Here is a 27,000-nt window from a genome sequence, read left to right on the forward strand (position 1 = left end):
TGCTGGCCTCGTTGTGCCGCAGCCGGAGGGCGCCCGCCAGGGTGGGCGGCGTCAGTTTTGTCGGGCGGAGGCCAGTGCGGCGATGCATTCCTCGAAGGCGGACAGGTCGCTCCAGCGCAGCGCTTCCGGCACCGCGCGGGTGATGATGCGGCCGCCGGAGGCCAGGATGCCGCCGTCGATCATCAGGTTGTCCTGCAGGCCGAAATTCTCCAGGTGCAGGCCCTCGGCATCCTCCCACTCGTCCGGCTCCCGCCGGGGCCGGGCGGCCTCGCCCAGGAAGGCCAGGGTGCGGTCGCGGAAATTGGCCGCCGCATTGGCATAGCCGAAGACCGGCCGCCCCAGCGCCCGCATGAAGCCCAGCTCGAAGACCGTGCCGGCATCGGCCGAGGGGCCACGGAAGGGCGTCAGATTGGCCACCAGCGCGTCGCAGGAGCGGATATGCGCCTCGTTCCAGAGGTAGATCTTCATGAAGCGCTGGGGCGCGGCCGTGGCGGCGGCATCCTCGATGGGGTCGAGGGGAAAGACGCCCGTCACGCCATGGCGGGCGCAGATCTCTTTCTTGGCCGCGGCGATGGCGGCGGCGTCGGGCAGGAAGACGTCGGGTCCGGCGAGATAGATGCGCATGGCTGCAATCTGCCCCGCCACCCACGCCCGCGCCAGGGCGCGCAGGGTGCCATGGCGGCCCAGGGGTGTTACTGCGGGCAGCAGCCGGTGCGGATGACGAGATGAAGACGATCCTGACCTTCGTGGCCAATGACCGCATGTTGCATTACCTGAAGCCCTTCCTGGCCAGCTTCCGGCACTGGATGCCGGAGCAGGAGGCCTGGATGATCTCCTACGACGGGGATGACGCCGAAAGCCGCGCCCTGGCCGCCCGCCACGGCATCGGGTTCATCGGCATGGACACCTTCCACCCGGAGGTGGAGGCGATCTCCCGCCAGATGAAGGGCCGCTTCATTGGCCATTTCCGCAAGCTGGAGGCGCTCTACCTGCCCTGCGACGCGCTGATGATGATCGACATCGACGTGGTGCTGAACCGCGACCTTTCGCCGCTGTTCCTCCCGGTGCTGGAGAAGCGGGTGGACCTGCTCTTCGGCGAAAGCACCTGGGGATGGGTCTATGCCGAGCATGGCAAGGCGCTGTTTCCGCGCTCCCGCCACTTCTCCACCGGCATGGTCGTGCTGCGGCCGGCGGAGGTCACGGCGGAGGCGCTGCGCGCCTGCATCGCCGCGAATGCGGAGGAATTCGACCTCTGCCGGCAGCCGCGCGTGCACGACCAGCCGCTGCTCAACTACTATTGCGACAAGCAGGGCCTGGCGGTAGCCCCGGTGGGCGGGCTGGTGCCGGGCATCGCCAGCACCAACTACTACCTGAAGCCGGAGATCCAGCCGGTCTGGACCGATTCCATGCCCCGCTTCCTCGCCGGAGAAAAGGAAGTCGCCTTCATCCATTTCGCCGGGTTGAAATCCACCGAGGGCGAATTCCGCTTCAAGATGCTGCTGGACTATTACCGCTACCGCTGCGGCGCCTGATCAGCGCCAGTCGCGGCTGCCATGGGCCATGGGCCGGCCGCCGCGCGCCACCTCGTCCGCATGGGCCAGCGGCGGCTGCAGCGCCGGGCCGCCGAGGCGGTGCAGCCCATCCAGCAGGTCCGAGCGGTCCTCCAGCCGGCGGGCGATCAGGTGCAGGATGGGCACCTCGGCCTCGTCCAGCCGCTCCAGCCGCCCTTCCACCAGCAGCAGCCGGGCGGAGAGCACGGCGGCCCGGTGCGCTTCCACCACATGCTGGTAGAGCACGAGGTTCACCGTGCCGAACTCATCCTCCAGCGTGAAGAACACCACGCCCTTGGCGCTGCCCGGCCGCTGCCGCACCAGCACCAGCCCGGCCAGCCGCACCCGCTGCCCCTGGCGCAGGCGGGCGAAGGCGCGGCTGTCCACGGTGTCCAGCGCCGCCAGTTGCGGCCGCAGCAGCGCCAGCGGGTGGTCGCGCAGGGTCAGGCCGGTGGCGCCGTAATCCAGCACCGTTTCCTCGCCCGCCGTGGCTGTGGGCAGGCTGGGCTGTGCCTCGGCGGCGGCGAAGAGGGGCAGGGGCGGCGGGGCCGCGCGGTCCAGCCCGGCGGCAGCCCAGAGGGCGCGGCGGCGGTCCATCCCCATGCCACGAAAGGCATCGGCATTGGCCAGGGCTTCCACCGCGCGGCGGTCCAGCCGCGCCTGCCGCACCAGGGAGGCGAAATCCCGGCAGGGGCGGGCGGCCACCAGCGCCTCGGCCGCCTTGGGGTCCAGACCGGAAACCAGCCGCAGCCCCAGCCGCAGCGCCAGCCTGCCGCCATCTCGCTCCAGCGTGCAGTCCCATTCGCTGGCCAGCACGTCGATGGGGCGGATGGGCACGCCATTCTCCGCCGCGTCCCGCACGATCTGCGGCGGTGCGTAGAAGCCCATGGGCTGGCTGTTCAGCAACGCGCAGGCAAAGACCGCCGGGTGGTGCCGCTTGATCCAGGCCGAGGTGTAGACGAGCTGCGCGAAGGAGGCCGCGTGGCTTTCCGGAAAGCCGTAGGAGCCGAAACCCTCGATCTGCTTGAAGCAGCGTTCCGCGAAGTCGCGCGAATAGCCGTTGCGTGCCATGCCTTCCAGAAAAGGCTCGCGGAATTCCGGCACAGCGCCGGTATGGCGGAAGGTCGCCATGGCGCGGCGCAGCGCATCGGCCTGGGAATTGCTGAAGCCGGCCGCGACAATCGCGATCTGCATCGCCTGTTCCTGGAACAGCGGCACGCCTTTCGTGCGCTTCAGTACGGCTTCCAGTTCCGGGCTTTCGTAGGTGACGAGCGACGGGTCCTCCCGCCGCCGCAGATAGGGATGCACCATGTCGCCCTGGATCGGCCCCGGGCGGACAATGGCGACCTCGATCACCAGATCATAGAACTCGCGCGGGCGCAGGCGCGGCAGCATGTTCATCTGCGCCCGGCTTTCCACCTGGAAGACACCCAGGCTCTCCCCGCGCGAGAGCATGCGGTAGGTTTCCGCATCATCCTGCGGAATGTCGCGCAGCCCGTAGCTGGCGCCGCCATGCTGCGCGATCAGCGCCAGGCCGCGCCGCAGGCAGCTCAGCATGCCCAGGCCCAGCACATCGACCTTCAGCATCCGCAGCGCGTCGATATCGTCCTTGTCCCATTCCAGCGTGTGGCGGTTCTCCATCGCCGCCTTGGTCACCACCGCCAGTTCCGTCAGCTTGCCGCGCGTGATGACGAAGCCGCCGACATGCGTGGCCAGATGCCTAGGGAAACCCTGCAACTCCTCCGCCAGATCCAGCGCCATGGACAGGCGCGGGTCGCCATCCGGGTCCAGGCCCTGCTCCCGCGCCACCTCGTGCAGGCCGCCGTCGCCATGGTGCCAGGTGCCCTTGGCCAGCCGCGCCGTGACATCCTCCGACAGTTCCATGGCCTTGCCGACTTCCCGCACGGCGCTGCGGCCGCGATAGCGGATCAGCGTGGCGCAGATGGCGGCGCGGTCGCGGCCATAGCGGCCGTAGATGTGCTGGATCACCTCCTCCCGCCGCTCGTGCTCGAAATCGACGTCGATATCCGGCGGCTCGTCGCGCGCCTCGCTGATGAAGCGCTCGAACAGCAACTCGCGCTTGTCCGGTGGCACGGCGGTGATACCGAGCACGAAGCAGATGGCCGAATTGGCCGCCGAGCCACGCCCCTGGCACAGAATCTTCTGCGATTCCGCGAAGCGCACGATCTCATGCACCGTCAGGAAATACGGCGCGTAGCCGAGCTTCTCCACCAGCCGCAGTTCATGCGCGATCTGCCGCGCCACCTTCTCCGGCACGCCCTCCGGCCAGTGGCGCGCGGCGGCGGTTTGCACGCGCTGTTCCAAGGCCTGTTGCGCCGTCAGGCCGGGTTCCAGGATCTCCTCCGGATATTCGTAGCGCAGCTCGCGCAGGCTGAAGCGGCAGGCGGCGGCGATATCGAGGCTGGCTTCCACCGCATCCTCCAGCCCGGTGAAGAGGCGTCGCATCTCGGCCTCGGGCTTCAGATGCGCCTCGGCATTCTGCGTGGCCTCCAGGCCCAGCGCGTCGATGGTGGTGCCGAGGCGGATGGCCGCCAGCACATCGGCCAGCCGCCGCCGCTCCGGCTGGTGGAAGCGCACGCCGCCGGCAGCCAGCAGCCGTGCCCGCGCCACGCCGGCCATCTCCGCCAGCCGCCGCAGCCGCCGCCGGTCGTCGCCACCGAAGCGATGCGCGGCGGCGCAGAACAAGGGCATGGCGAGCCCACGCCGCAGCGCCGCCGCATCCTGCCGCAGCCGGGCGGCGAAAGCCTCGTCCGGCAATTCCGGCGCCACCAGGGCCATGATCTGCCCTTCGGCAGCAGCCAGCAGGGCTTCGCGGGTGATGCGTTCCTCGCCCTTCTCCGCCACCATGCGGGCTTCCGACAGCAGCCGCGTCAGCCGGCCATAGGCGGCACGGTCGGTAGGCCAGACCAGGTATTCGTGTCCGTCCTCCAGCACCACGCGGCAGCCGACCACGAAGGGCAGGCGGATGTCCTTGTGCTCCGCCGCCACCATGGCGCGCACCACGCCGGCCAGGGAATTGCGGTCGGCGATGCCGATGGCCCTATGCCCCAGCAGCTTCGCCGTCAGCACCAGCTCATGCGGGTGGGAGGCACCTTCGAGGAAGGTGAAGTTGGACATGGCGCCCAGTTCGGCGAAGCCCATGGCGGCCCCTCACGCAAAGACGCCATGCAGGAACCAGCGCGGCGAGGCTTCCGGCAGCCCGGCGCGGCAGACCCAGAGCCGCGTGCCGTCCGCGCATTCCACCCGGTAATAGTCGCGCACCGGGCGGTCCGGGCGGTCGCGCCACCATTCCGGCTCAAAACGCTCCGGCCCCTCGGCGGCGCGGATGTTGACCCAGTTGCCGCGCCAGTGGATGCGGCGCGGCGGCGCATCCGGCAGCACTGCGATCACCTCGATCTGCTCCGGTTGCCGCAGCAGGCGCAGCGGGCGGGGGCGGGCGGCCCAGCCCTGGGGCGTGTCGATGCTGGCGAAGGGGTCCACCTTCATCGCCGCGCGCTCCGGCCAATGGCTGGCGCGCGGAGCCAGGCGCCAGACGGGCAGCCGCTGCCCCAGGCGGTCGATCAACTGCGCCAGCGCGGCGGCATCGGCGGCGGGCGTGGCGCCGGCCACCATGCCGGATTGCAGCGCCGCCAGCGGCTCGGTGCGCTCGGCCAGCAGGTCCAGCCGCTCAAAGCCGAAGCGGGGTTCCAGCGCCTCCAGCCTGCTCTCCAGCAGCCGGTGCAGATGCGCGGGGTCGCGGCTGGGCAGGCCCAGGCCCAGCATGGCTTCCTGCACCGTGCCGTCGCCGCGATGCGCCCGCAGCACCAGCCGCAGCACGCCGCGCCCGGCATCCCCCAGTTGCACGCAAAGCGCCGGCAGCATGCGGGACAGCGCGGCATCGATGCCGCCACGGGTGATCAGCGGTTCCATCATCTCCCGCACCACCTGGAACTCGGGCGGCGGGCGCAGGCTGCGGAAGGGGGTGGCGGCCTCGCCCAGCATCCGGTCCAGCAGCAGCACCAGGGGCGCGCCGAAGCGGCGGGCCAGCGGCGCGCGGGGCTGCCGCAGCACGTCGCCAGCCCGTTCCAGCCCCAGGCGGCGCAGCCCCACCAGCACTGGCACCGGCAGGCGCATGGCCGGCAGCGGCAGGCCCGCCACCGCCACGGCATCCTGCCCTGGCGGCACCACCGTGCCCCCGCAGCGGGCAATGGCGGAAGCCAGCAGCGTGCCGCCGGCAATGGCCGCCTGCGCCGCATGGCCCAGCCGCGCCAGCCCGCGCAGCACGCGGTCGCGCAGCGCCACCTCGCCGCCGAAGAGCGGCTCCACGCCCGTGATGTCCAGCAGCAGCCCATCCGGCGGGTCCAGCGCCACCAGGGGCGTGAAGCGCAGTGCCCAAAGGCCGAGTGCCTCCAGCCGCGCCGCCTCGGCGCCGCCGTCCTCAGGCCGGGGCCGCACGGCGGGGGCGATGGCCTGGGCATCGGCCAGGCTTTGCCCGACGGCCACGCCCAGGGCGGCGGCGCGCGGCTCCACCGCCACCACCCGGCGTGCCGAGCCCTCGGCGCGCCAGACCAGGGTCGGTGCCTCGGCCCGGCCGGTGGCTTCCACCGGCAGCAGCGGCAGGTGCAGCGCCAGGAAGCGGCGGCCCACCGTATCGCCGGATGGCGGCAGCGTCGGCGGCGGCAGGGCCTCCGGCGCTGGCGCGGTCAGGCGCGGCGGGCGGCAGACGCGGCGTCTCATCCCACCCGGCTCCGGCGCGAGGGAGCGGGGGCAAGGGCCTCGTCCTCCAGCGCCCCGTCATCCTCGCGCCAGCACAGGCTCCATTGCCCACCCGCGCCACCGCGGCTGCGCAGCAGTTCCACCTGCCAGCGCGGGCGATCCGGCTCCAGGGCGGGCAGGGGGGCGATGCGCCAGCGGGTCAGCGCCACCGCCGGGCCGGGGGCGGCGCTGTCCGTCCGCAGCAGGATGCCCAGCGCACCGCCGGCCTCCGCCGCCAGCATCAGCCGCCGCCCGGCGGTGAGGTTGATGCCGGGCGAGAAGAGCAGCGCGGCGGAAATGGCGCGGCAGCGCAGCGCCTCCTCCATGGCCCAGAGCGCATCGGCCTGCCGGGTGGCGCGCACCAGCAGCAGCCGCTCCGGCCCCAGCCCGAAGCGCAGCAGCCCGGGCGGCCAGGCCTCGGGCTCCGGCGCGATCCAGAGCACGGTGCCGCCGCTGCGCGCCAGGGCCAGGGCGATGAAGCCCAGGGCGGGGCCGCCCAGCTCCCCCACCGCCAGCACCTCATGCAGCGCGGCACGGGCCAGCCCGCCGGCCGGCAGGGCCTGGTCCAGCGAGGGGCAGAGCGGCACCGCGTCCTCCCGCCCGGGGCGGCTGCCGGCATGTTCCAACCCCGCCACCTGGCTGCGCAGGTCGGCCAGCAGCGCCGATCGGTCGAGGGGTGAGAATCGTGCGGTCATGTTCATCATTTGTTCCCACACTTCCCCGGCCGAGTACAAGCCTGATCAACAGGTGCCACATCACAGGCATGAAAAAACCCGTGGAGCCCTTCCACCGAAGGGCGCCACGGGCATTCGGGGCGCGGAGACTCAGCTCCGGCGGGAAACCGCCATCAGGGCGCCGCCCAGCGCCGCCAGCGCGAGGGACACGAAGGGCCGCTGCCGGATGGCGCCGGCTACCGCGCTGCCGGCGCGGCTCATGTTGTTCAGCCCCTGGTGGACATAGCCCTGAGCATCCTCCGCCGCATGATGGACCTGCCCGTTCGCTTCTTCCGCCAACCGATGGGCGGTTTCTTCGAAGCGGCTGTAGCCGTCCTGCAAGCTGCTCTGGGTGTCCCCCGGGGCCTGTTCAGCCGGTTCAGGCTTGTCACTCATGACCGATCTCCCTGGAAGCTTTTGCAGTCCCGTAAACCGGCAGGCCGGGATACGGTTGCGGTCGCGGTAAGACCTTGTCAGCTATGGCACAGCATTTGTGCTGCATGCGGCATTGTCCGCCTCCGCCCGATACGATAGCCGACACAACAAGAATGCCGGCCCAGCAGCCGGTGCGACGCCGCCGGGCGTGCGCGTGGTGGGAGTGAACGTGATGAATCGCCGGCAAGTCCTGACCGGACTGGGCTCCGCTGCCCTTGGCATCATGGCATCGGGCGGCAGTGCCCGGGCCCAGAGCTGGCCCAGCCGCCCGTTGCGGATGATCGTGCCCTTTGCACCCGGCGGCGGCGCCGACGCCACCGGCCGCATCGTGGCCGAGGCACTGGGCAATGTGCTGGGCCAGAACGTGGTGGTCGAGAACCGCGGCGGCGGCGGCGGCACCCCGGGCGCCGCGGCGGTCGCGCAGTCGGCGGCCGATGGATACACGCTGCTCTACGGCACGCCGGGGCCGCTGATCACCAACCCGATCCTGATGAAGGACATGCCCTACGCGGTGAAGGATTTCGCGCCGGTCAGCCTGCTGACGCGCGGCTCCTACCTGCTGGCGGTGAACGCGGACCTGCCGGTGCGCTCGGTGGCCGACCTGATCAGGCTGGGCAAGGAGAAGCCGGGCTCGCTCACTTTCTCCTCCTCCGGCATCGGTGCCGGCAGCCATCTGGCGGGCGAGCTGCTGGCGGTGGAAACCGGCATGCAGATGGTGCACGTGCCCTATCGCGGCAGCGGGCCTGCCATCCAGGACGTGGCGGCGGGGCGCGTCAACTTCACCATCGACACCTATCCGATCATGATTCCGCTGATCGATGCCGGGAAGCTGCGGCCCATCGCGGTTTCCGCCGCGACGCGGATGAAGGAACTGCCGGAGGTGCCGACCATCGCCGAGACGGTGCCGGGCTTCGATGTCACGGTCATCAATTACCTCTGCGTCCGCGCCGGCACGCCACGCCCGCTGATCGACCGGCTGAACGCCGCGCTGAAGACCGTGCTGGCCGAGCCCGAGGTGATCCGCCGCGCCGCCCAGGCCGGCGCCGGCGACGCCACCTGGAGTTCCCCGGAAGAGCTGGGGGGCATCCTGAAGAGCGAATCCGACAAATGGCGCAGCGTGATCCAGCGCGCCAAGATCAGCATCGAATAAGGTATTCTCTCGATGGATGACGAGGCCTTCCGCGCGGAACTGCGCGACTTCTGCCTGACGCAATGCCCGCCGGAGATCCGTGCGCTGGTGGCGCGCAACGGCAAGCTCGGCCGCCGCGAATGGAGCACCTGGCAGCGCATCCTCTTCGAGCGCGGCTGGGGCGCGCCCAACTGGCCGGTGGAATACGGCGGCACCGGCTGGACGCTGCACCAGCGCCACATCTTCGATGAGGTGCTGGCCGAGTGCGACTGCCCGCCGCAATATCACCATGGGCTGCGCCACCTCGCCCCCGTGCTGATCGCCTATGGGTCGGAGGAGCAGAAGCGGCAGCACCTGCCGGGCATCCTGGATGGCAGTGTCTGGTGGTGCCAGGGCTATTCGGAGCCGGATGCGGGCTCCGACCTCGCCTCCCTGAAAACACGCGCGGTGCGGGACGGCAACGACTACGTGGTGGATGGAACCAAGATCTGGACCAGCCACGCCCAGGAAGCGGACATGATGTACACGCTGGTCCGCACCTCGCAGGAGCCGAAGCGGCAGCAGGGTATCTCGCTGCTGCTGATTCCGCTGAACACGCCGGGCATCTCCGTCACGCCCATCCGCACCATCGACAACTGGCACCACGTCAACCAGGTCTTCCTGGATGGCGTGCGCGTGCCCGCCTCCGCCCGCGTGGGCGAGGAAGGGCAGGGCTGGAGCTACGGCAAGTACCTGCTGCAGCATGAGCGCCTGGGCGTGGCCAATACCGCGCCGATCATCGGCCTGCTGAACCGCGCCCGCCGGCTGGTGGAGGAGATGCCGGCCGGCAGCCCGCGCCGCACCGCCCTGCGGCAGCGCCTGCTGCGACTGGAAGCCGAGGCGCTGGCACTGCGCGACATGGGCCGCCGCGCGCTGGACGACATCATGAATGACCGGCCGCTGGGCAATGTCTCCTCCGTCATGAAGCTGGCGGGCTCCAACCTGATGCAGTCGCTGGAGGAACTGGGGCTGGATGCCACCGGGCGGCGCCTGGCCTTCCGCTTCCGCGACATCGACGATGCCAATGGCAAGAGCACCGAGCCTGGCATCGAATGGCTGCAGAATTTCCTCTACGGCCGGGCACGCACCATCTATGGCGGCAGCAACGAGGTTCAGAAGAACCTGCTGGCCCGCACCCTGTTCGGGAGCTGACCGACATGGCCTTCACCGCCACCCCGCTGCTGCCGGGCGACCTGTTCGATTCCGCCGCGAAATTCGCCGCCGCCGCCGATGCCCGCACCGCCGAACTCGCCAAGGTGCGGGAGCGCGACGAGCATGCCGCCAGGCTCTGGGAACAGGCCACGGAACTCGGCTGGCCCGCCATCATGGTGCCGGAGGAACAGGGCGGCATCGGCGGCGGCATCCCGGATGTCGCCGCCCTGGTGGAAGGCGGCGCCCGCGCCGCGCTGCCCCTGCCGCTGGTGCCCGCCTGCGCCATCGTGCCCATCCTGCTGCAAGCTGCGGGAGAGGCGGGGCAGGCGACCCTCGGCGGCCTCGCGGAAGGAACCGCGCGCATCATTCCCGTGCTGCCGGAGGACGCGCCCGGCCTACGGGCCACGCGCCAGGGCGCGGCATGGCGGCTGGACGGCGCGGCCGAGGGTGTCGCCCGCCTGCCGGGCCTGACGCAACTGCTGGTGGCCTGCGCGGCGGAAGGCGGCACCGCGCTGCTGCTGGTGGAGGCTTCCGCCGCAACGCTGCGCGAGCATGAGCGCCTGGATGGCCAGCCCAGCCTGGATGCCAGCTTCGATGGCACCGCCGCCACGCTACTGGCGCAGGGCGAGGCCGTGGAAGCATCCCTGGTCCAGGCCCGCGATGCCGGTGCCTTCCTGTGCTGCATGGAGGCCGTGGCCGCCATGGGCGCGGCGCTGGAGCAGACGGTGGGCTACCTGAACACCCGCGTGCAGTTCGGCCAGACCCTGGCCAGCTTCCAGGCGCTGCGCCACCGCACCGTGGAGCTTTACGTCATCTATGAGACGGCCCGCGCCCTGATGCGCCACCTGCTGGAGCAGGCCGAGGCCGGCACGCCTTGGGCGGCGCGCGAATTGTCGCTGGCCAAGCTGCATATCGGCCCCGCCGCCCGCGCCTTCGCCAAGGAGGCGATCCAGTTGCATGGCGGCATGGGCCTGACGGAGGAACTGGCCGCCGTGCGCCTCGCCAAGCGGCTGCTGCTGGTGGAATTCGAATACGGCGACAGTATCACCCGAGCCGAGGCGCTGCTGGCCGCCTGAGATCGTGACCGCGGCGGCGTTGGACAACGCCGCCGCGCGGCCCATGCTGGCAGCAACGCCAGCAAGGGGCCCCGGCCAATGCTCGTCGTCCACCACCTGAGTGATTCCCGCTCCCACCGCATCCTCTGGCTGCTGGAGGAGCTGGAGCTGCCCTACGAGGTCCGCCGCTACGAGCGGAACCCCAAGACCCGGTTCGCGCCGCCGGAGCTGAAGGCGGCGAGCCCGCTCGGCAAGGCCCCGATGCTGGAGGATGGCGGGCGGCGCATCATCGAATCCGGTGCCATCATCGACTACGTCATCCGCCGCCACGGCGGCGGGCGGCTGCAACCGGACCCGGCCTCGCCGGCCTATGACAGCTATGTGCAATGGCTGCACTACGTCGAAGGCTCGGCCATGCTGCCGCTGATGCTGCTGACCTATGCCAACCGGCTGGGGAAGGCGGCGGCGCCGCTGCTGCCGCGCATCGAGGGCGAGATCGCCAATCACCTTGGCAATATCGACCGCGCGCTGCAGGGCCGCACCTACCTGCTGGGGGAGGAGCTGACCGGCGCTGATATCCAGCTGAGCTTCGTGGCGGAACTGGCTGGCAGCATGGGCAAGCGTGCCGAATACCCGGCGCTGGATGCCTGGATCCGCGCGCTGCAACAGCGCCCCGCCTACCGCCGCGCGGTGGAAAAGGGCGGGCCCTACGGCCTCGCGCGGTAACCGGATTGTCGGGGGAGATGAGGCGGAAGCCTCTGGCGGATGGGGTGGGATTCGAACCCACGATACCCTTTTGAGGTATACACACTTTCCAGGCGTGCGCCTTCGACCGCTCGGCCACCCATCCAACGCAGGGCGGGGGTATAGCAGCCCAATCGGCGGCGGCAAGCGGCCCCGCGCCAGAAAATGCGCTTCCAATCCCCTTTGCCCCGCTTTTTTTTCGCCCCCCGGCGCGAGGGGCATCTCTCGCGCCCGTTACCGCCCTTTCCGACCGGCATTTTTTACCGATTCGGCATCGCTTGGCGGGAGTCATTGCGGAGCCTTTAGGGGGCGGCGCGGAGAGATGCGCGTAGAACGCAGGGGGGACACGCGATTCTTTCGGCCTGAAGGTCCCGATTTTCCTTGAGAATTGGGGGGTATTGCCTCATATGCGGCCCCCGTTGACCCGATCGATGTCCGATCAACCCGGTCATCTGCTGGTGGAAAGGAGCCCGCAACATGGACTCTCTCGTTTCTCCGCTGGGGATGGTCTCGGAGCACCCGAGCGAAGCCCAGACTTTTGATGCCGCTGAGGCGAAGGACCACTTCGTCGAACGCGACGGTGTCCGCTTCGCGGGTACGCACCTGATCGTGGACCTGTGGGGCGCCACTAACCTGGACGACCCCGCGCATATCGATTCCGTGCTGCGTGAAGCCGCGATCGAGACCGGCGCGACCATCCTGCATGGCCACTTCCACCACTTCCATCCGGGTGGCGTGAGCGGCGTGCTGGTGCTGGCCGAGAGCCATGTCTCGATCCACACCTGGCCGGAGCGTTCCTATGCCGCGCTGGACATCTTTGTCTGCGGCATCTGCAACCCGTATCTGGCGGTGCCGATCCTGAAGAAGGGCTTCCTGCCCGAGCGCGTGCAGCTTGCCGAGCACAAGCGCGGCCTGATCGGCTGACACCAGACTTTTACGTGACGTGATGGGGGGCGGGGTCCATGACCCCGCCCTTCTTCTTTTTGTGCATCTGCAGAGGATTCACACGATGCCAACCGATTCCTGGGTGAATGAGACCCTCTATCCCGAATGGGGCCAGCGCTTCATGGTCAAGCGTGAGCTGGCCCGCGTGCAGAGCGACTTCCAGGACATCATGATCTTCGAGAGCTACACGCATGGTCGCGTGCTGATGCTCGATGGCGTTGTGCAGATCACCGAAGCTGACGAGTTCGTCTACCAGGAGATGCTGGCCCATGTGCCGCTGCTGGCGCATGGCGATGCCAAGCGCGTGCTGATCATCGGCGCGGGCGACGGCGGCGTGCTGAAGCGTGTGCTGCAGCACAGGAATGTCGAGAAGGCCGTGATGGTCGAGATCGACGGCGAGGTGATCCGCCTGGCCAAGGAATTCATGCCCTCCATCGCCGGCGACGCCTGGAACGACCCGCGCGCCGAGGTGCTGGTGGCCGACGGCATCGACTATGTCCGCAAGGCCGCCGATGGCAGCTTCGATGTTGTCATTGTGGACAGCACCGACCCGATCGGCGTGGGCGAAGTGCTCTTCACCGATGAGTTCTACGCCAATGTCGCGCGCCTGCTGTCGGAGAAGGGCGTGATCGTCAACCAGGGCGGCGTGCCAGCCATGCAGGCCGACGAGCTGCACGATACCTCGGTCCGCCGTGCCAAGTCCTTCAGCGACATTTCTGCTTACGTCGTCGCGGTGCCGACCTATGTCGGCGGCTTCATGACGCTGGGCTGGTCCGCCAAGGATGCCTCCCTGCGCGCGGTGGATACCGCGACCATCCGTGCCCGCGCCGAAGCCGCCGGCATCCTGGGCCAGACGCAGTATTGGACGCCGGAAATCCACACCGGTTCCTTCAACCTGCCGCCCTATATCGCCAAGCACCTGCCGGCGAAGGGCTGAAGCCCGCGAAGGGCGGCGTATGCGCCGCCCTTCAGCGCAGCAGCGCGGCGGAGAGACCCTCCAGCCGCGCCAGCAGCCCCGCCATGGCGGGGCGCAGCACCCGCCCGTCCTCGGCGGGCAGCAGCAGCACGGCGCCGCAGAGGCGCGTCATATCCTCCTCCAGCCCGTGCAGATCGAGGGCACGGCCGGATTCCGCCAGGGCTGTCGCCACGGCGAGCGTTGAATCCATCTGCTCGATGCTGGCCAGGATGGCCTGTTGCGGTTGGGGTGTCATGGCCAGGGCAGCATAAGACCGCGCTCCTTACCGATTCCCTACCCGGGCGCCTTCCGCCGGCCTTGACCCTTCCTTCACCCGAATCGGTGCAGGCTCCGCTGCCTTCACTACCAGTGCAGGGGGATTGCGCATGAAGATGGACCACGCGCTGCAACTGGCCGCCGGCCAGCCGCCGCGGCCGGACGATATCCTTTCCGTGGCTGGCCGGCTGGCGGGGCAGGGTCCTTTGACACCGCTTTGCGCCGCATCGGCCATCCCGCCGGCACTGCGCCTGCCTGTTGCCGGGCCGGACAATCTGGGGACGCTGCATGCCTGCCAGGGCGTCCTGTCACGAACCATCGCTCTCCTGGAATAACCACTGCCACTTCACGAATTCGTGAGTTAAGCTGGCTGCATGGCTTGGTGGCGACTCAATCGGCGGTGCTCCTGGCGCAGGACTGAGCCGGCCGTCCTGGCGGTGCTGGCTGGCTTGCCGGAAGCTGCGGCGCTGCTCGATGCCGGCGGCATGGTCCGGGCGGTGAATACGCCCTTGCAGGCTGCGCTGGGGCCCACCCAGCCGGTGCGCCCTGGCTGGCCCGCCGAGCGTATCTTTGCCCCCGCGCTTCGTGCCGAGATGGCTGATTGGCTGGCGCAGCCTGGTGCCGCGCCACGCGAATCGCGCCTCGCCGCGCCGCAGGGCATGCCCGAAGCGCCGGTGGCTATCCGACGCATCACCCTTCCCCGCGGCGATTCGCTGCTGCTGCTACAGGATCTGACGCCCCGCCAGGCCGCCGCCGAGGCCGACCGGCTGCAAACCCTCGGCACCCTGGCCGGCGGCATCGCGCATGACTTCAACAACCTCCTGACCGTGGTGCTGGGCGCCAGCGAGGATGCCCAGCGGCTGGCTGGTGCCGCCGATCCAGTCCTGGCCGCCGAACTGACCCAGATACGTCAGGCCGCCGGGCGCGGGGCGCTGCTGGTGAAGCAATTGCTGGCTTATGCCCGGCAGCAGGTGCTGGCCCCCCGGCTGGTGCCGCTGAACGAAGCGGTGGAAGGCATTGCCTCGCTGTTGCGCGGCAGCGGACAGCGCCAGGGCGTGGCGCTGGAGGTGGCGCTGGATGAGGCCGGGCGGATGGTGCTGATCGACCCTTCGCAGCTCGACCGGGTCGTGATGAACCTCGCCATGAACGCCCGGCAGGCCATGCCGCAAGGCGGGCGGCTGCGGCTTTCCACCGGCCGGCTGGTGCTGCTTTCACCGCTGCCGGGCGTCCCGGATACGGTGCCGCCAGGCCGCTGGACCGTGCTGGAAGTGACCGATACCGGCGGCGGCATTCCGCCCGAGGTGCTGCCGCGTATCTTCGAGCCCTTCTTCACTACTCGCCCGGAGCGGGGCGGTACCGGCCTGGGCCTGGCCACGGTGCATGGCATCGTGCGGCAGTCGGGTGGCTTCATGGTGGTGGAAAGCCAGCCGGGGCAGGGCGCCTGCTTCCGTATCCTGCTGCCCCGGGTGGATGAGCCCATTGCCGATTCCCTGCCGGCCGCGCCCGCGTCGGCTCAGCCCGCGTGCCATCCGGCGGGACCGATTCTGCTGGTGGACGACGAGGCGCCGCTGCGACGACTGGCCGAGCGTGCGCTGCGCCGCGCCGGGCATGACGTGGTGGTGGCGGAGGATGCCGAAACCGCCCTGGCTCTGCTGGAAGAAGGGCTGGTGCCGGGCCATCTGGTGTCCGACGTGGCCATGCCCGGCATGGATGGCGTGGCGCTGGCGCGGGCGATGCGGGCGCGGCTGCCCCGCCTGCCGGTGCTTCTGGTTAGCGGTTACGCCCATGCAGCTGTGGATGGCGGGCTGGAGGAAGACGGCATCCGCTTCCTGGCCAAGCCTTATGGACCGGCGGAGTTGGTCGCCGCGGTGGGAGAGCCTGTTCCCGCTGAATGATGGCTGAAAACCCTTGCGAAAACGACCAGAAGTGAACATATAGGGAACACGCGCGAGGGCATGGTCAGCGCTTGGGAATCACCGCGAACCACGCCACACTTGCTCGCTATTTCGTGAACTCGGGGGCGGCGCTTGTGGCGCATGGCCTGCTCGGTTCATACCACGCATCACCACCTACGGCCTCTGCCAGAAGGGCTTTGCATACCATGGATAAGAACAAGGCGCTCGACGCCGCGCTCAGCCAGATCGAACGGGCCTTCGGCAAGGGCTCCATCATGCGCATGGGCGCCAAGCAGGGCAGCGACGAGGTGGAAGTCATCTCGACTGGCTCGCTCGGCCTCGACCTCGCGCTGGGCATCGGCGGCCTGCCGAAGGGCCGCATCGTCGAGATCTACGGTCCGGAATCCTCGGGCAAGACGACGCTGGCGCTGCATGCCATCGCCGAGGCGCAGAAGCGCGGCGGCACCTGCGCCTTCATCGACGCCGAGCATGCGTTGGACCCCGGTTATGCCCGCAAGCTGGGCGTGGACGTGGACAACCTGCTGATCTCGCAGCCCGATGCCGGTGAGCAGGCGCTGGAGATCGCCGACACGCTGGTGCGCTCCGGCGCCGTGGACGTGCTGGTGGTCGATTCCGTCGCCGCCCTGGTGCCGCGCGCCGAGCTGGAAGGCGAGATGGGCGATAGCCATGTCGGCCTGCATGCCCGCCTGATGTCCCAGGCGCTGCGCAAGCTGACCGGCACCGTCTCCCGCTCCAACTGCCTGCTGATCTTCCTGAACCAGATCCGCCTGAAGATCGGCGTGATGTTCGGCAATCCGGAGACCACGACGGGCGGCAACGCGCTGAAGTTCTATGCCTCCGTGCGCCTGGAGATCCGCCGCATCGGTCAGATCAAGGACCGTGAGAACGTGGTGGGCAACCAGACCCGCGTGAAGGTGGTGAAGAACAAGATGGCGCCGCCGTTCCGCCAGCTCGAGTTCGACATCATGTACGGCGAGGGCATCTCCAAGGTCGGTGAGCTGGTCGACCTGGGCGTGAAGGCCGGCGTGGTCGAGAAGTCTGGCGCCTGGTTCTCCTGCGACAACCAGCGCATCGGCCAGGGGCGCGAGAACGCCAAGCAGTTCCTGCGCGACAACCCGGCCATGGCCGAGAGCATCGAGCAGCGGGTGCGGGCCCAGGCCGGCCTGGTGGCCGAGGCCATGATGACCGGCGAGCCGGAAAGCGAGGACGCCGCGGCGGAATAACCGCCCGGCCGGAACGGGAAAGGGGGGCAGCGATGCCCCCCTTTTTTCTTGCCTGCCTTACCGGCCCAGCAGCCCGCGCAGCACATCAACCGCATTGGGGCGGCGTTGCTGCTCGTTGCGGGTCTCGGGTGGTGGCACCGGACCAGGGCGGCCGCCACGCGCCACGGCCAGTTGCTGCGCGCAATCCGGCAGGCCCGGCCGCCCGGCCAGGGCCTCTGCCAGCTGGCCCAGCGCCGCGACGCCGGAATTCTTCTGCCGCGCCGCCAGTTCCCCGGCGATGCTGGCCGCCGCCTGCGCGGCGCCGCCCTGTTCCAGGCGGGAAACCGGGCGCAGGAAGCTGCCGCTCACCTTGACCGGCGCGCTGAGCCCCAGGCTGCCGAGACGCACCTGCGGCAGCAGCCGCAGGTTCAGCCGCTCCTGCCCCAGGTCGATCTCGCCGGTACCGGCCACATCGGCCAGCCCGCTTTCCAGCAGCATGGCTTCCGGCCGCGCCACGCCTTCCCGCAGGCCCAGCCGCAGGGCGAAGCAGCGCAGCGGCGTGCTGGCGGCCTCGCCGCCGCCATTGGAGCCCAGCAGGCGCCGCAGGTCGCCCAGGAAGCGGTCCAGCAGCGCGTTGCCGATCTGCCCATTGGCCATGGCCAGCGCGACCTGCCCGTTCAGCGAACCCGCCAGCGCCCGCGTATCGGCGCCCTGGCCGGCGAGCTCGGCTTCCAGTTCCACCCGCCCGCTGCTCTGGTCCGGCAGGCGGTAGGTCTGCAGCAGCGGCTGCAGCTCAATGCCATTGCCCTCATGCCGTGCCGAGAGCGTGACGCGGGGCGGCGTGGCGGTGGCATCGGCATGCAGGGCCAGCGCCAGCCGCCCACCAGGGATGCCCAGCGAGACCGGCGTCATGGCCAGGCGCCCATCCGCCAGTGTCATGGTGGCGCGCTGGTCGCGGTACAGCACGCGCCCGGCCTTCAGGTCGCCGACCGCCAGCCGCAGCTCGGCATCCAGGGCATGCATCCACGCCACCGGCAGCGGCAGCAGGGGGATCAACCGCTCCGGCGCCGTGTCGGCCGGCTGGGCCAGTGGCGGTTCGGCCGGCGGGGCGGGCACCGGCGGCACGGCGGGCACGGCGGCGGAAGGCAGCGCCGCCCGGGGCTGCAGTTGCGAGATGCGGTCCAGGTCCAGGCGCGGCACGGTCAGCACGGCCACCAGCTTCGGGCGCTGGCCGCTGCTGTCCAGGCTGGCATCGCCCTGCAGCACCAGATCGCGCGATTGCAGCTGCAGCGCCTGCACCTCCAGCCGCTTCGCGTCACGGCTGATCCGCCCATCCAGCCGCAGGTCGTGCAGCAGCGGCGTGGCGAGGCCGAAGGAGCGCAGCATCGCCGCCGTATCCGCCGCCTGCAGCGACACGGTGCCGGCCCATTGCTGCCGTTGTGGCCCGGAGACGGTGCCGGTGGCGGTGGCGGAAACACCCTCGCCGCGCAGGCCCAGGCTGACCGGCCAGGGCGCGGTGCCGCGCAGCTCCGCCAGCGGCGGCAGCGTCGCCGCCGCCTGCCAGGGCACGCCGCGCATCTCCACCGTGCCTTCCAGCTCGGTGGGGCCTTCGCCCGAGATCGTCAGCGCGGTGCTGCCCAGGCGCAGTTCCGGCACCTGCGCCGAAAGATCCGCCGAAGCCATCCTGGCGCGCAGGTTCAACAGCCGCGGCGGCTGTCCGGGGCCGGCATCGGTTAGCTCGGCATGGATATCCAGCCCGGTCATCGGCGGCAGCGGCTGGCGCAGGAAGGGCGCCAGGCGGTCGGAGCGGTCGGCGGTGGCGTTCAGCGTGGCCTGCCAGCCGGCGGCGGCCTCCGGCCGGGTGGCATTGGCATCCAGCACCAGTTGTACACCGGGCGCCGCCAGGGTCAGGCGCAGGGGCCAGTTGGCCGGCGCCTCTGTGGCGCCCAACAGGCGCGGCAGCGGCCCGGCCTGCCCCTGCACCGCCAGCGGCACCTCGCGCAGCGCCAGCTGGCCCTCGAAGGTGATCGGGGCGTCCGGGGTCTCGGCGCGCAGCAGCAGGTCGCGGATATCCAGAACTTCGGCCTTGGCCGCGCCGGCATCGCGCCAGGACAGCCGGCCGCCCTGGATGCCGATGGCGGCGATCGAGAGCTGCAGGGGCGCCGCCGGGGCCGCGGGTGCGCTGGCGCTGGCGGCGGCGGGCGGTGGCGCCTCGGCCGGCGCGGGTGGGGCGAAGACCCAGTTGCCCTGGCCCTGCGCGCCCCGCTCCAGCAGCAGGTCGGGCTCGATCAGCGTCACCTGCTCAAAGGCGACACGGCGGGAGAAGAGCGGGATGAGCGCCAGGCGCGCTTCCACCCGGCGGGCCGTCAGCATCTGCGGCCGGCTGCCGCCAGGGGCGTTGGAGAGGGCCACGCCCTCCAGCGTCACCGTCGGCACCAGGGAGAGCTTCAGCCCGATAGGGCCGGAGAGCGTCAGGTCCCGCCCCGTGGCCTGATGCACGGCGGCGATCAGCCGGGGGCGCAGCACATCGTCGCGCAACAGCACCCGCAGCGTGGCATAGCCGGCCAGCGGCACCGCCACCACCACGGCCAGGGCGATCAGGGCGCGGCGGCCTCGCCGGCGCCGGGGGGGGAGCGGCACCGTCATGGCGTCAGGCTATGCGCTTAGGCGCGGTGTTGCGCGGGCGGGAGAAGCCAAGCGTCTCGAAGCTTTCCAGCATATGCGGGGGCAGGGGCGCCGTGACCTCCAGCCGTCCGCCATCCGGATGCGGGATGGAGAGGCGGCGGGCATGCAGGTGCAGGCTGTGGGACATGCCCTCCAGATGCGCCGCCTGGCCACCATACTTGCCGTCGCCCAGGATGGGGCAGCCGAGCGCGCTGGCGCAGTGGACGCGAAGCTGGTGGGTGCGGCCGGTCAGCGGCTTCAGCTCCAGCCAGGTGGCGTGGCGGCGGGCCACGTCCATGGTGGAGAATTCCGTGACGGCGAAGGCGCCGTCCTTGCCCTCGGCCGGCACCACGCGCTCGCCCTGCGGGCCGCCGCCCTGCTTGGCCAGCGGCATGTCGATGCGCCCACCCTCATATTGCGGCTGGCCGACCACGATGGCCCAGTAGGTCTTCTCGGCATCCCGCCCACGGAAGGCCTTCGCCAGGAAGGAGGCCACGCGCTGGTCGCGTGCGATCAGGATGACGCCGGAGGTATCGCGGTCCAGCCGGTGCACCAGGCGCGGCCGTTCCTCATGCCCGAAGCGCAGGGCATCCAGCATGCCATCCAGGTGCTTCTTGATGTTGGGCCCACCCTGCACCGGCAGGCCATGCGGCTTGTCCAGCGCGATGATGGAATCGTCGCTGTAGAGGATCATCCGCTCCAGCGCCTTGGCGTCTTCCGGCGTCACTTCGCGGATGCGGGGGCCGGTATCGGGCGCGGGGCCTTCAGGGATGGGCGGGATGCGGATTTCCTGGCCGCGCTCCAGGCGCGTATTGGCCTCGACGCGCTTGCCGTCCACGCGGATCTGCCCGGTGCGCAGCAGCTTCTGCAACGCGCCTTGAGTCAGTTGTGGGAAATAGCGGCGGAACCAGCGGTCCAGCCGGGAATCGGCGTCCGCCGCATGAACGGTGCGGTGCTGGATGGTCATGCGCGCGGCATTAGCCCCAGCCGCGCGGCGCGTCGAGCCAAATCTCTTTGACGCAAGGAATAAATTCCTTACTATCTTACTTCCTTACCGGAGGCAGCGGCGATGCGGATGGCCAAGCTCACCAGCAAGAACCAGTTGACCCTGCCCAAGGCGGTGGTGGAGGCGCTGGGCTCGCCCCGGCACTTCCGCATCCAGGTGCATGACGGGGTTCTGCTGCTTTGGCCGGGCCGGCTGGTCTGTGCGGCGGACGCACCGCACCCGGCTGCGGAGGTGCAGGATAGCCGGGCGAGGCAGGATGGTAAAGGATAATTTTCCTCTCCATGCCCAGGCAGCCCTAGGCGACCGCGCGCCCTAGCGCGAAGCAGAGCGCGAAGGCGCCGAGCCCGCCCAGTAGCGTCAGCGCCAAGTAGAGCCCCGCCTGCATGGGGGAGCGCAGCGCCAGGGTGCCGAGGTCCAGCGAGAAGGCCGAGAAAGTGGTGAAGCCGCCCAGGAAGCCGGTGATGGCCAGCAGCCGCGCTTCCTGGCTCAAGGGCAGGCCACCCAGCATCAGCCCGCCCAGCAGGCCGATGGCACCGCTGCCCAGCACATTCACCGCCAGCGTTCCCCAGGGAAGGGCGATGCCGAACCAGCGGGCGCACCAGACGCCGGTGGCGTAGCGCAGCACGGAGCCGGCGGCGCCGCCCACCGCGACCAGGGCCAGGAGCTGGGGAGCGAAAGGATTCATGCCGCGCAGTGTGGCCGGGCCGGCGCGGCCGTGAAAGAGGCGGCCTAGCCCCGGGCGGGGCGGGTTTCCGGCATCAGCAGCAGGTAGCCGAGGAAGCCGATGGCGGCGATGCCGCCCAGCGTCAGGAAGGCGGCCGAATAGCCGGCAGCCACGATGACCGACCCGGCCAGGCTGGCGCTGAGGGCGGCCCCCAGCCCCTGGGCGGTGGCGACCGCGCCCTGGCTGACATTGAAGCGCCCGGTGCCGCGCGTCAGGTCCGCCACCACCACGGGGAAGAGCGCGCCGAAGATGCCGGCGCCCACGCCGTCCAGCAGTTGCACCCCCAGCAGCCACCAGGGATTGTCGGACAGGACGTAAAGCCCGCCGCGCAGCGCCAGCACGCCGAAGGCGGCCAGGAAGAGCGGCTTGCGGCCCCAGCGGTCGGCCCTGGCGCCGGCCAGCATGGCCACCGGCACCATCACGCATTGCGCCGCCACGATGCAGCCGGCGATCAGCGAGGTCGCGTAATCCTTGCCCACCACCCGCGTCAGCAACTGCCCCACCGTGGGCAGCATGGCGGCATTGGCCAGGTGGAAGCAGGCCATGAGCACCGCGAAGACCAGCAGGGGGCGACAGGTCAGCAGGCTGCGCCAGGCGGAGGGCTGCCCGGCCGCCGCGCTCTTCCGCCCATCCTCCAGCCCGCGCGCCAGGTCGTCGTCGATGGCGGCGGCCGGGATGCTGAGCATGGCGCCGATGCTCAGCAGGGCCAGTGCCGCCATGATCCAGAAGACCACCACCGGGCCGAAGAACACCGCCGTGCCCGCCGCCAGCGCCGCCGAAAGGGCATTGCCGCCGTGGTTGAAAGCCTCGTTGCGGCCGATGCGGCGCGCGAAGGCGCGTGGCCCCACCACGCCCAGCGTGATGCCGGCCAGGGCGGGCGGAAACACCGCGCCCGCCACGGCGGCGATGGACTGGGTGGCCGCCACGGCGGCGAAGCCGGTGATGAAGGGCAGGGTCAGGCAGCTCAGCGTCACCGCCAGGGCGGCGGCGACCACGATGCCGCGCTTGTGCCGGCTGCGGTCGATCAGCGCGCCGATGGGGGTTTGCGACAGCAGGCCGGCCAGGCCCGCCAGGGTCATGACCAGCCCGATGGTGGCCTCGTTCCAGCCACCCTGCGGCCCCCGCACCGCCAGCAGATAGATGGCGAGGTAGGGGCCGAGCCCGTCCCGCACATCGGCGAGCAAGAAGTTCAGGGCATCGAGGCCACGCCGCAGGCGGCGGTCCTGGCCCGGCCGCGCCGGCCCGGCGGGGGAAGGCACGGGCATGGGTGGCCGGCTCCGAGGGGTGCGGCCTCAGCAACGCCGCGGCGGATGCGGCGGATGCATGCCGGGTGGCCGGCCTAGTGGCTGCGGGCCTGCGGCTGCGCGTTCTGCTGTTGCTGCTGGTCCCGCTTCTCGGCCTCGTTGCGGCGGTGGGCGCCGACGGCGCAGCCGGCCGCGGCACCCGCGACGGCATGGCCCTTGCCGACGAAATGCCCGGCGACGGCACCCACCGCGCCGTCCTTCACGCAGCCGCCTTCCTTGGCGCTGGCGGGCAGGGCGGTGGCGCCGAGGCCAATGGCCACGGCAAGGGCGGGCAGGATGGTGAAGCGCATGACACAGTGTCCCAAGATGGTTTTTCTTGGCTTTACAACGCGCCGCCTGCCCGGAGAGGTGCGTGAAAGCTCCGTCATGCGGCGTTCAGGCGCCGCCGTTGCGCTTCGCCTTCAGGCCGGACCAGTAGTCCAGCCGCCGCCGCACGTCGCGTTCGAAGCCGCGTTCGTTGGGCTCGTAGAACTCGGCGCCGGCGAGGTCGTCCGGCAGGAACTGCTGGCCGGCATAGGCGTCCGGGTAGTCGTGGTCGTACTGGTAGCCGGCCTTGCGGCCCATCTCCTTCATCAGCTTGGTGGGCGCATTCAGGATGCGCATGGGCGGCGCCACATGGGCGCTGCGCTGGGCGGCGGCCATGGCGGCGTACCAGCCCATGTAGCTGGCATTCGATTTGGGCGCGGTGGCGACGTAGTTGATGGCCTGCGCCAGGAACAGCCGGCCTTCCGGCCAGCCGATGCGATCGAAGGCGCCCCAGGCGGTCATCACCTGCACCATGGCCTGCGGGTCCGCCATGCCGACATCCTCGGAGGCGGCGCAGGCGAGGCGGCGGAAGACCGCTTCCGGCGATTCCCCGGCGTTGATCATGCGCGCGGCGTAGTAGAGCGCGGCATGGGGGTCGGAGCCCCGCAGCGACTTGTGGAAGGCGCTGAGCAGGTCGTAATGCCCGTCGCCCGCCTTGTCGTGGGAGGGCATGCGGCGCTGGAGAAGCTGGCCCATGTCCTCGATGCCGAGGTTCTCGCCCTGGGCGAGGGCGAAGATCTGCTCGGCCATGTTGAGCATGTAGCGGCCGTCGCCGCCGGCCATGTCCACCAATGCCTCCCGCGCTTCGGGGGCCAGGGGCAGGGGGCGGTCCATCAGGGCTTCGGCGCGGGTCAGCAGGACGCGCAGGGCATCGGCGTCCAGGGCGTTCAGGATGAAGACGCGGACGCGGGAGAGGATGGCGCCGTTCAGCTCGAAGGAGGGGTTTTCCGTCGTGGCGCCGACCAGGACGATGGTGCCGTCCTCGATATAGGGCAGGAAGGCATCCTGCTGGGCGCGGTTGAAGCGGTGGATCTCGTCCACGAACAACAGGGTGCCGCGGCCGGTGATGCGGCGGCCCTTCGCGGCCTCGAAGACCTTGCGGAGGTCCGCCACGCCGCCTTGGATGGCGGAGACGGCCTCGAAATGCAGGTCGCTGGCGCCGGCCAGCAGGCGGGCGATGGTGGTCTTGCCGGTGCCGGGCGGGCCCCAGAGCACCATGGAGGAGATGGCCCGCGCCGCCACCATCCGCGCCAGCGGGCCGGAGGGGCCGAGCAGGTGGTCCTGGCCCGTGACCTCGGCCAGGGAGGTGGGGCGCAGGCGGTCTGCGAGGGGGCGGGGGGCCTGGTCGTCGAAAAGGCCGGGGGAGGGCTGCGGCATGGTGCTCCCTATATAGGCGCATAGGGCCGGGCCTTCCCACCACCGGCCCGGCGCGCTAGGTGAAGCGGCAAATTTCCTTTAATGCGGGCGAAGCAGCGGACGATGACCAGCAGCAACGATATCCGGGCTACCTTCCTCGATTATTTCGCCCGCAATGGCCATACGGTGGTGGAATCCTCGCCGCTGGTGCCGCGCAACGACCCGACGCTGATGTTCACCAACAGCGGCATGGTGCAGTTCAAGAACGTCTTCACCGGGCAGGAGAAGCGGCCCTATAGCCGCGCCACCACGGCCCAGAAGAGCGTGCGCGCCGGCGGCAAGCACAACGACCTGGACAATGTCGGCTACACCGCCCGGCACCATACCTTCTTTGAGATGCTGGGGAATTTCTCCTTCGGCGATTACTTCAAGGAAGAGGCGATCACCCATGCCTGGACGCTGCTGACCAAGGACTTCTCCCTGCCGAAGGAGAAGCTGCTGGTCACGGTCTATTCCGAGGACGAGGACGCCGCCGCGCTGTGGCGCAAGATCGCCGGCCTGTCCGACGACAAGATCATCCGCATCCCGACCTCCGACAATTTCTGGCGGATGGGCGATACGGGGCCCTGCGGCCCGTGCTCGGAAATCTTCTACGACCATGGCGACAAGATCCCCGGTGGCCCCCCGGGCAGCCCGGACGAGGATGGCGACCGGTTCATCGAGATCTGGAACCTGGTCTTCATGCAGTATCTGGAGGAGCCGGCGGGGACCCGTAACCCGCTGCCGCGCCCCTCGATCGATACCGGCATGGGGCTGGAGCGGTTTGCCGCCATCCTGCAGGGCAAGCACGACAACTATGACATCGACACCTTCCGCGCGCTGATCCTGGCCTCGGCCGAGGCCACCGGGCAGGCGCCTGACGGGCCGTTCAAGGTGAGCCACCGCGTGGTGGCGGACCACCTGCGTTCCGGCGCCTTCCTGATCGCCGATGGCGTGATGCCTTCCAACGAGGGCCGTGGCTATGTGCTGCGCCGCATCCTGCGCCGCGCCATGCGCCACGCGCACATGATGGGCGCCAAGGAGCCGTTGCTGTACCGCCTGCTGCCGGCGCTGATCCGCCAGATGGGCGCCGCCTACCCCGAACTGGTGCGTGCGGAGAGCCTGATCAGCGAGACGCTGAAACTCGAAGAGAACCGCTTCCGCAGCCTGCTGGAGCGCGGCCTCGGCATGCTGGCCGAGGAGACGGCGAAGCTGGGCGAGAAGGGCACGCTGCCCGGCGACGTGGCCTTCAAGCTCTATGACACCTACGGCTTCCCGCTGGACCTGACGCAGGACGCGCTGCGCGCCGAGGGCCGCGCCGTGGACGTGGAAGGCTTCGAGGCCGCCATGGCCGAGCAGCGCAAGCGCGCCCGCGCCGCCTGGGCGGGCTCGGGCGAGGCCGCGACCGAGACGGTGTGGTTCGACCTGAAGGAGAAGCTGGGCCAGGCCAGCGAGTTCCTGGGCTATTCCACCGAGAGCGCCGAGGGCGAGATCCTCGCGATTGTCGCCGGTGGGCAGCCGGTGGAGAAGGCGGCGGCCGGCACCGAGGTTGGCGTGGTGCTGAACCAGACGCCCTTCTATGCCGAGAGCGGCGGCCAGGTGGGCGATACCGGGACCATCACCGGCCCTAATGGGCTGCGCATTGCCATCAAGGATACGCAGAAGAAGCTGGGCCTCTTCGTGCACCTCGGCACGGTGGAAGCGGGCGAAGCGGCCGTAGGCCAGGCGGTGCAGGCGGAAGTGGCGCATGAGCGCCGTGGCGCCATCCGCGCCCACCATTCCGCGACGCACCTGCTGCATGAGGCGCTGCGCCGCCGCCTGGGCAACCACGTGGCGCAGAAGGGCTCGCTGAACGCGCCGGACCGCCTGCGCTTCGACGTGTCCCAGCCGACGCCGATGACGGGCGATGACCTCGCCTGGGTCGAGGCCGAGGTGAACAACCGCATCCGCGAGAATGCCGAGGTCACCACCCGGCTGATGACGCCGGAAGCGGCGGTTGAGGCCGGCGCCACGGCGCTGTTCGGCGAGAAGTATGGCGACGAGGTGCGCGTGGTCGGCATGGGCTTCGATGCCGATGCCACGGCCAAGCACGGCGTCTATTCGCTGGAGCTGTGCGGCGGCACGCATGTGAAGCGCACGGGCGATATCGGGCTGTTCAAGATCGTGTCCGAGGGTGCGGTTTCGGCCGGCGTGCGGCGCGTGGAGGCCGTGACCGGCGCCGCCGCGCTGGAACTGGTCGAGAACGAGCAGAAGGTGCTGCGCGAGGCCGCCGGGCTGCTGAAGGCCCGCCCGGCCGAGCTGCCCGGCCGCATCGCCACCCTGCTGGAAGAGCGCCGCAAGCTGGAGCGCGAGATGTCCGAGCTGCGCCGCCAGATGGCGACCGGCGGCAGCGCGGCGGCGGCGGAAGAGGTGGGCGGCGTTCGCCTCGCGGCGCGCAACCTGGGCGAGATCCCGCCCAAGGACCTGCGCGGCGTGGCCGAGGCGCTGCTGAAGCAGGATGCCGCCGATGTGGTGGCGCTGGTTTCCACCGCCGATGGCAAGGCCTCCATCGTGGTGGGCGTCGGCGCCGGCGCGGCGGGAAAGGCGGATGCCGTGGCGCTGGTGCGCGCGGCGGCGGCGGCGGTGGGTGGCCAGGGTGGCGGCGGCAAGCCGCATATGGCCCAGGCCGGTGGCCCCGACGCGAGCAAGGCTGACGACGCGCTGGCGGCCATTCGCACCGCCTTGGCGGCGTGAAG

24 protein-coding genes and 1 tRNA gene are annotated in these 27,000 nt (G+C 70.3%); 12 read left to right on the top strand and 13 right to left on the bottom strand.

Features of this window, described 5'->3' with window-relative positions; genetic code table 11:
* Positions 1-51: 51 nt before the first annotated feature.
* Positions 52-624, bottom strand: a complete 573-nt coding sequence (locus EBE87_RS05790; protein ID WP_120636626.1) for a nucleoside 2-deoxyribosyltransferase — start codon at positions 622-624, stop codon at positions 52-54.
* Between the two features lie 101 nt (positions 625-725).
* On the opposite strand from EBE87_RS05790, the gene EBE87_RS05795 reads away from it, so the two are divergent.
* Positions 726-1,532 (top strand): glycosyltransferase family protein, encoded by an 807-nt coding sequence (locus EBE87_RS05795; protein WP_120636625.1) that lies wholly within the window; start codon positions 726-728, stop codon positions 1,530-1,532.
* Here EBE87_RS05795 and EBE87_RS05800 read toward each other — a convergent pair whose 3' ends face one another.
* From EBE87_RS05800 to EBE87_RS05815, 4 genes are all read right to left on the bottom strand, one after another.
* Positions 1,533-4,712 carry an error-prone DNA polymerase gene (locus tag EBE87_RS05800; RefSeq protein ID WP_122139926.1) on the bottom strand — a complete coding sequence of 1,060 codons (3,180 nt, stop codon included), beginning with the start codon at positions 4,710-4,712 and terminating at the stop codon, positions 1,533-1,535.
* A 9-nt stretch (positions 4,713-4,721) separates the two neighbouring features.
* Positions 4,722-6,287 carry a Y-family DNA polymerase gene (locus EBE87_RS05805; protein ID WP_122139927.1) on the bottom strand — a complete coding sequence of 522 codons (1,566 nt, stop codon included), beginning with the start codon at positions 6,285-6,287 and terminating at the stop codon, positions 4,722-4,724.
* On the bottom strand, positions 6,284-7,000 hold the full coding sequence (locus EBE87_RS05810; RefSeq protein ID WP_147426147.1) for an ImuA family protein: 717 nt from the start codon (positions 6,998-7,000) through the stop codon (positions 6,284-6,286). The genes EBE87_RS05805 and EBE87_RS05810 overlap by 4 nt, the downstream gene beginning before the upstream one ends.
* A 129-nt stretch (positions 7,001-7,129) precedes the next feature.
* Positions 7,130-7,414, bottom strand: a complete 285-nt coding sequence (locus EBE87_RS05815; RefSeq protein WP_120639898.1) for a hypothetical protein — start codon at positions 7,412-7,414, stop codon at positions 7,130-7,132.
* Between the two features lie 211 nt (positions 7,415-7,625).
* On the opposite strand from EBE87_RS05815, the gene EBE87_RS05820 reads away from it, so the two are divergent.
* The 4 genes from EBE87_RS05820 (at position 7,626) to EBE87_RS05835 (ending at position 11,554) form a co-directional block, all read left to right on the top strand.
* Positions 7,626-8,603 (top strand): Bug family tripartite tricarboxylate transporter substrate binding protein, encoded by a 978-nt coding sequence (locus EBE87_RS05820; RefSeq protein ID WP_147426148.1) that lies wholly within the window; start codon positions 7,626-7,628, stop codon positions 8,601-8,603.
* A gap of 12 nt (positions 8,604-8,615) precedes the next feature.
* On the top strand, positions 8,616-9,773 hold the full coding sequence (locus tag EBE87_RS05825) for an acyl-CoA dehydrogenase family protein (RefSeq protein WP_120639900.1): 1,158 nt from the start codon (positions 8,616-8,618) through the stop codon (positions 9,771-9,773).
* A 5-nt stretch (positions 9,774-9,778) separates the two neighbouring features.
* A complete protein-coding gene (locus EBE87_RS05830) occupies positions 9,779-10,849 on the top strand; it encodes an acyl-CoA dehydrogenase family protein (RefSeq protein ID WP_158600980.1) in 1,071 nt (356 codons plus the stop codon).
* 78 nt (positions 10,850-10,927) lie between these two features.
* A complete protein-coding gene (locus tag EBE87_RS05835; RefSeq protein WP_120639902.1) occupies positions 10,928-11,554 on the top strand; it encodes a glutathione S-transferase family protein in 627 nt (208 codons plus the stop codon).
* A gap of 33 nt (positions 11,555-11,587) precedes the next feature.
* On the opposite strand, the gene EBE87_RS05840 is transcribed toward EBE87_RS05835, so the two are convergent.
* A tRNA-Ser gene (locus EBE87_RS05840) sits at positions 11,588-11,678 on the bottom strand.
* Between the two features lie 371 nt (positions 11,679-12,049).
* Between EBE87_RS05840 and speD the strand changes: the two genes are divergently transcribed.
* Both speD and speE read left to right on the top strand, forming a co-directional pair.
* Entirely contained in the window at positions 12,050-12,496 is a 447-nt protein-coding gene (gene speD / locus EBE87_RS05845) for an adenosylmethionine decarboxylase (RefSeq protein ID WP_120639903.1), read from the top strand.
* 85 nt (positions 12,497-12,581) lie between these two features.
* Positions 12,582-13,454 (top strand): polyamine aminopropyltransferase, encoded by an 873-nt coding sequence (gene speE, locus EBE87_RS05850; RefSeq protein WP_120639904.1) that lies wholly within the window; start codon positions 12,582-12,584, stop codon positions 13,452-13,454.
* A 31-nt stretch (positions 13,455-13,485) separates the two neighbouring features.
* Here the strand turns inward: speE and EBE87_RS05855 are convergent, their stop codons facing one another.
* Complete coding sequence (locus EBE87_RS05855) at positions 13,486-13,728, bottom strand: hypothetical protein (protein WP_120639905.1); 243 nt, start codon at positions 13,726-13,728, stop codon at positions 13,486-13,488.
* A 130-nt stretch (positions 13,729-13,858) separates the two neighbouring features.
* On the opposite strand from EBE87_RS05855, the gene EBE87_RS05860 reads away from it, so the two are divergent.
* The 3 genes from EBE87_RS05860 (at position 13,859) to recA (ending at position 16,887) form a co-directional block, all read left to right on the top strand.
* Positions 13,859-14,083, top strand: a complete 225-nt coding sequence (locus EBE87_RS05860) for a hypothetical protein (protein WP_147426149.1) — start codon at positions 13,859-13,861, stop codon at positions 14,081-14,083.
* 114 nt (positions 14,084-14,197) lie between these two features.
* On the top strand, positions 14,198-15,643 hold the full coding sequence (locus EBE87_RS05865; protein ID WP_233553358.1) for an ATP-binding protein: 1,446 nt from the start codon (positions 14,198-14,200) through the stop codon (positions 15,641-15,643).
* Between the two features lie 206 nt (positions 15,644-15,849).
* Positions 15,850-16,887, top strand: coding sequence for a recombinase RecA (gene recA, locus EBE87_RS05870; protein WP_120639909.1), 1,038 nt, complete (start codon positions 15,850-15,852; stop codon positions 16,885-16,887).
* A 57-nt stretch (positions 16,888-16,944) separates the two neighbouring features.
* Here the strand turns inward: recA and EBE87_RS05875 are convergent, their stop codons facing one another.
* Together EBE87_RS05875 and EBE87_RS05880 are read right to left on the bottom strand one after the other, a co-directional pair.
* Positions 16,945-19,512: an AsmA family protein gene (locus EBE87_RS05875; RefSeq protein WP_122139929.1), complete on the bottom strand. Its 2,568-nt coding sequence runs from the start codon at positions 19,510-19,512 to the stop codon at positions 16,945-16,947.
* A 4-nt stretch (positions 19,513-19,516) separates the two neighbouring features.
* On the bottom strand, positions 19,517-20,497 hold the full coding sequence (locus tag EBE87_RS05880) for an RluA family pseudouridine synthase (RefSeq protein ID WP_120640428.1): 981 nt from the start codon (positions 20,495-20,497) through the stop codon (positions 19,517-19,519).
* A 108-nt stretch (positions 20,498-20,605) separates the two neighbouring features.
* Here EBE87_RS05880 and EBE87_RS05885 point away from each other — a divergent pair, with 108 nt between their 5' ends.
* Entirely contained in the window at positions 20,606-20,806 is a 201-nt protein-coding gene (locus tag EBE87_RS05885; RefSeq protein ID WP_147426190.1) for an AbrB/MazE/SpoVT family DNA-binding domain-containing protein, read from the top strand.
* Between the two features lie 25 nt (positions 20,807-20,831).
* Here the strand turns inward: EBE87_RS05885 and EBE87_RS05890 are convergent, their stop codons facing one another.
* The 4 genes from EBE87_RS05890 to EBE87_RS05905 all read right to left on the bottom strand — a co-directional run bounded on the left by EBE87_RS05890 (position 20,832) and on the right by EBE87_RS05905 (position 24,247).
* Positions 20,832-21,221: a CrcB family protein gene (locus tag EBE87_RS05890; protein WP_120640426.1), complete on the bottom strand. Its 390-nt coding sequence runs from the start codon at positions 21,219-21,221 to the stop codon at positions 20,832-20,834.
* Positions 21,222-21,265: 44 nt separating this feature from the next.
* Positions 21,266-22,525: an MFS transporter gene (locus EBE87_RS05895; protein WP_120640425.1), complete on the bottom strand. Its 1,260-nt coding sequence runs from the start codon at positions 22,523-22,525 to the stop codon at positions 21,266-21,268.
* A 74-nt stretch (positions 22,526-22,599) separates the two neighbouring features.
* Positions 22,600-22,854 (bottom strand): hypothetical protein, encoded by a 255-nt coding sequence (locus EBE87_RS05900; RefSeq protein ID WP_120640424.1) that lies wholly within the window; start codon positions 22,852-22,854, stop codon positions 22,600-22,602.
* Positions 22,855-22,939: 85 nt separating this feature from the next.
* Positions 22,940-24,247: a replication-associated recombination protein A gene (locus EBE87_RS05905; protein ID WP_120640423.1), complete on the bottom strand. Its 1,308-nt coding sequence runs from the start codon at positions 24,245-24,247 to the stop codon at positions 22,940-22,942.
* Positions 24,248-24,349: 102 nt separating this feature from the next.
* Here EBE87_RS05905 and alaS point away from each other — a divergent pair, with 102 nt between their 5' ends.
* A complete protein-coding gene (gene alaS, locus EBE87_RS05910) occupies positions 24,350-26,998 on the top strand; it encodes an alanine--tRNA ligase (RefSeq protein WP_120640422.1) in 2,649 nt (882 codons plus the stop codon).
* Positions 26,999-27,000: the final 2 nt, after the last annotated feature.

It is taken from the genome of Teichococcus wenyumeiae, from assembly GCF_003696345.1.
Lineage (GTDB): Bacteria > Pseudomonadota > Alphaproteobacteria > Acetobacterales > Acetobacteraceae > Pseudoroseomonas > Pseudoroseomonas wenyumeiae.

Excerpts from the sequence above, each read along its gene's own strand:
- EBE87_RS05790 (WP_120636626.1), bottom strand. The coding sequence starts at position 624 with ATGCGCATCTATCTCGCCGGACCCGACGTCTTCCTGCCCGACGCCGCC.
- EBE87_RS05795 (WP_120636625.1), top strand. The coding sequence starts at position 726 with ATGAAGACGATCCTGACCTTCGTGGCCAATGACCGCATGTTGCATTAC.
- EBE87_RS05800 (WP_122139926.1), bottom strand. The coding sequence starts at position 4,712 with ATGGGCTTCGCCGAACTGGGCGCCATGTCCAACTTCACCTTCCTCGAA.
- EBE87_RS05805 (WP_122139927.1), bottom strand. The coding sequence starts at position 6,287 with ATGAGACGCCGCGTCTGCCGCCCGCCGCGCCTGACCGCGCCAGCGCCG.
- EBE87_RS05810 (WP_147426147.1), bottom strand. The coding sequence starts at position 7,000 with ATGACCGCACGATTCTCACCCCTCGACCGATCGGCGCTGCTGGCCGAC.
- EBE87_RS05815 (WP_120639898.1), bottom strand. The coding sequence starts at position 7,414 with ATGAGTGACAAGCCTGAACCGGCTGAACAGGCCCCGGGGGACACCCAG.
- EBE87_RS05820 (WP_147426148.1), top strand. The coding sequence starts at position 7,626 with ATGAATCGCCGGCAAGTCCTGACCGGACTGGGCTCCGCTGCCCTTGGC.
- EBE87_RS05825 (WP_120639900.1), top strand. The coding sequence starts at position 8,616 with ATGGATGACGAGGCCTTCCGCGCGGAACTGCGCGACTTCTGCCTGACG.
- EBE87_RS05830 (WP_158600980.1), top strand. The coding sequence starts at position 9,779 with ATGGCCTTCACCGCCACCCCGCTGCTGCCGGGCGACCTGTTCGATTCC.
- EBE87_RS05835 (WP_120639902.1), top strand. The coding sequence starts at position 10,928 with ATGCTCGTCGTCCACCACCTGAGTGATTCCCGCTCCCACCGCATCCTC.
- speD (WP_120639903.1), top strand. The coding sequence starts at position 12,050 with ATGGACTCTCTCGTTTCTCCGCTGGGGATGGTCTCGGAGCACCCGAGC.
- speE (WP_120639904.1), top strand. The coding sequence starts at position 12,582 with ATGCCAACCGATTCCTGGGTGAATGAGACCCTCTATCCCGAATGGGGC.
- EBE87_RS05855 (WP_120639905.1), bottom strand. The coding sequence starts at position 13,728 with ATGACACCCCAACCGCAACAGGCCATCCTGGCCAGCATCGAGCAGATG.
- EBE87_RS05860 (WP_147426149.1), top strand. The coding sequence starts at position 13,859 with ATGAAGATGGACCACGCGCTGCAACTGGCCGCCGGCCAGCCGCCGCGG.
- recA (WP_120639909.1), top strand. The coding sequence starts at position 15,850 with ATGGATAAGAACAAGGCGCTCGACGCCGCGCTCAGCCAGATCGAACGG.
- EBE87_RS05875 (WP_122139929.1), bottom strand. The coding sequence starts at position 19,512 with ATGACGGTGCCGCTCCCCCCCCGGCGCCGGCGAGGCCGCCGCGCCCTG.
- EBE87_RS05880 (WP_120640428.1), bottom strand. The coding sequence starts at position 20,497 with ATGACCATCCAGCACCGCACCGTTCATGCGGCGGACGCCGATTCCCGG.
- EBE87_RS05885 (WP_147426190.1), top strand. The coding sequence starts at position 20,606 with ATGGCCAAGCTCACCAGCAAGAACCAGTTGACCCTGCCCAAGGCGGTG.
- EBE87_RS05890 (WP_120640426.1), bottom strand. The coding sequence starts at position 21,221 with ATGAATCCTTTCGCTCCCCAGCTCCTGGCCCTGGTCGCGGTGGGCGGC.
- EBE87_RS05895 (WP_120640425.1), bottom strand. The coding sequence starts at position 22,525 with ATGCCCGTGCCTTCCCCCGCCGGGCCGGCGCGGCCGGGCCAGGACCGC.
- EBE87_RS05900 (WP_120640424.1), bottom strand. The coding sequence starts at position 22,854 with ATGCGCTTCACCATCCTGCCCGCCCTTGCCGTGGCCATTGGCCTCGGC.
- EBE87_RS05905 (WP_120640423.1), bottom strand. The coding sequence starts at position 24,247 with ATGCCGCAGCCCTCCCCCGGCCTTTTCGACGACCAGGCCCCCCGCCCC.
- alaS (WP_120640422.1), top strand. The coding sequence starts at position 24,350 with ATGACCAGCAGCAACGATATCCGGGCTACCTTCCTCGATTATTTCGCC.